The 2,425-nt window shown below is 59.1% G+C and carries 4 protein-coding genes; 3 read left to right on the plus strand and 1 reads right to left on the minus strand.

The window, feature by feature from the left end:
* A partial coding sequence (gene lgt, locus V6C07_RS02955; protein WP_333534892.1) for a prolipoprotein diacylglyceryl transferase occupies positions 1 to 744 on the plus strand: 744 nt, incomplete at its 5' end.
* A gap of 227 nt (positions 745 to 971) precedes the next feature.
* The gene (gene infA / locus V6C07_RS02960; protein ID WP_006008898.1) at positions 972 to 1,190 is read left to right on the plus strand and encodes a translation initiation factor IF-1; all 219 of its coding nucleotides are present in this window, start codon (positions 972 to 974) and stop codon (positions 1,188 to 1,190) included.
* Positions 1,191 to 1,289: 99 nt separating this feature from the next.
* Here the strand turns inward: infA and V6C07_RS02965 are convergent, their stop codons facing one another.
* Positions 1,290 to 1,760, minus strand: a complete 471-nt coding sequence (locus tag V6C07_RS02965) for a phosphatidylglycerophosphatase A family protein (protein ID WP_333534893.1) — start codon at positions 1,758 to 1,760, stop codon at positions 1,290 to 1,292.
* Positions 1,761 to 2,029: 269 nt separating this feature from the next.
* On the opposite strand from V6C07_RS02965, the gene V6C07_RS02970 reads away from it, so the two are divergent.
* Positions 2,030 to 2,425, plus strand: a 396-nt coding sequence (locus tag V6C07_RS02970) for a hypothetical protein (protein ID WP_333534894.1), incomplete at its 3' end; no start/stop codon positions are given.

Below are 2,425 nucleotides of genomic sequence, written 5' to 3' on the forward strand. Positions count from 1 at the left end.
GCCTCGCGGCCCGGTTCAGACTGGCGGGCCGCCGATGTGGACGACCTGCTCACCTGCGTCATGATCGGCATCATTCTGGGCGGGCGCCTGGGCTATGTGCTGTTTTATGATCTGCCCGTTTACATCTCGGACCCGATGGAGATCCTGCGCATCTGGAACGGCGGCATGTCCTTTCACGGGGGACTGCTTGGCGTACTTGGCGCGTTCTGGTACTTTGCCCGCACGCGGCATCGTTCTTTTCTGGACATTTCGGACTTTGTGGCCCCGCTGGTTCCCCAAGGCCTCTTTTTCGGACGCCTTGGCAACTACATCAACGGCGAACTGTGGGGCAAGGTGACGGATGGTCCCTGGGGAGTGGTCTTTCCCGGCGCCGGTTCCCTGCCGCGCCACCCAAGCCAGCTTTACGAAGCGCTGCTGGAAGGGCTGGTTCTTTTTGCCCTGGTGTGGATATATTCGCTGAAACCTCGCAAACGCGGGGCTGTTTCCGGGCTGTTTGCCCTTGGCTATGGCCTGTTCCGCTTTGTGGTTGAATTTGTGCGCGTTCCCGATGCCCAGCTTGGTTACCTTGCTTTCGGCTGGCTCACCATGGGCCAGGTGCTCTGCATTCCGCTCATGGCTGTCGGCCTGTGGCTGCTCTGCCGACAGGCCCCTATCATGCAACAGGGCATGCATGTGGTTGTGGAACGGCCCGGATCAAAAAATTCGGGCGGCCACAGCAATAAAAAACGCAAGCAGAAAAAATAGCAGCGCGCAAAACTGAAACGCATCCGGTTCATGCAACGCCGGATGCCGGTCACGCGGTCGCGCTCACAGCACACACCGGGCAGCATCACCGCATATCCGGGCGGCGGGCTTGTCTGCGCAGGGCTGCCGTCTGTCCGTGTTGGCGTCAATGGCCGCGCAGTTGACACCAGCCCGCTTTTTTGTGAAGCTGACCGCCGTTTATCCTAATCATTTTTTATGGAGATCACATGGCTAAAGAAGGTTCCATTGAAGTTGACGGCGTAGTGCAGGAAGCCCTGCCCAACGCCATGTTCCGCGTGGAGCTGGAAAACGGTCACGAAGTACTGGCCCATATTTCCGGCAAAATGCGCAAATTCTACATCCGCATCCTGCCCGGCGACCGCGTAAAGGTTGAACTTTCCCCTTACGACCTGACCCGCGGGCGCATCACCTACCGCATGAAGTAGCAGCGGGCGCGGCGGCTTTTCTGTAGCCACGCTGTGGCCGAACCGCCCCTGGCCGCGCCCCCTCTTCTCTTTTCGCAGCCCGGCTGCGTCTTCCTTCCGTCACGAAAGCCCCATCCAGGCAAGCGCGCCCACGCACAGCAAGGCCCACAAACCGGCCACAACGTCGTCAATCATGATGCCGTAACCGGCGGGCAGCCAGTTTTCCGATGCCTTGACCGGCCAGGGCTTGGCGATATCAAAAATTCGAAAAGCCACAAAAGCCGCCAGCACCATGAAAAAGCTCGGATCGGGGAAAGGCAGCAGCACCAGCCACACCCCCACCAGTTCGTCAATGACGACTTCACCGGGATCTTTGCGGTCCAGCAGCTTTTCCGCCCGCGTGGCAGCCACGGCCCCCAGAAAAAAGAGCGCCAGCAGCAACCCCGCCCGCAGCCAGAGATTCAGGGGCAAGAAAATGTAGGGAGCCAACAGGCAGGCCATGGCCGTTCCCCAGGTGCCGGGAGCCTTGGGGTCCAGACCGGCTACACCCAGGCGGCAAAAATACAAAACCAACTGGTCTTTCAGGGGCATTGTTTCTCCAGGCAGGTTGCACCGCGCAACGCGGCAAAAGCCGTCAGCAAACGGCGGACAAGTCACATGCAGCCGGAACTCGGGTAGCCCGGTTCCGGCACTACGAACATCTCTCGCGCACATATTCTAGCCACTTTATGCCCACAGGACCAGAATGAAAATACGCGCAACTCTCTTAAAAACATGCACCGCGCACACTTTGAGGCTCGCCTTTCATGCCCGTTTAACGCATTATTGCCTAAAAAACAGCTTTACCGTATAGGCATGACATGGACAAAAATCGCAGCGAACTTTTTGGCCGATTCAGCTACGACGACAGCCTCACCTATGAGGCCCTGCTGGCCGTAGAAGAAAATCTTACAGCCGACCTCACGGCCCTGCTGCTGCGGGCGGACGCCGCACACCTGGACTTTACCCCTCTGGGCGACGCGCTCATGTTCCAGTGCGCGTTTGAGGCACACAAACTCTACGTTTACCGAAAAATTGCCTTGGAAACCGCCGCATTGCTGCCTCCGGGCGTGCGGGGGCAGATGTTGTGTCTGGACAAGGACTTCAATTCCCTGCATATATACTGGCTGCGCGCAGGACAATGGCAGGAAGAGGAACGCTCCGTTCCCCTTGAGCCGCCGCCGGGCCTCAGGGTCTGGCGCACCGGCGGGGCTGCC

Source organism: Desulfovibrio sp. 1214_IL3152 (assembly GCF_036763055.1).
Taxonomy (GTDB): domain Bacteria; phylum Desulfobacterota; class Desulfovibrionia; order Desulfovibrionales; family Desulfovibrionaceae; genus Desulfovibrio.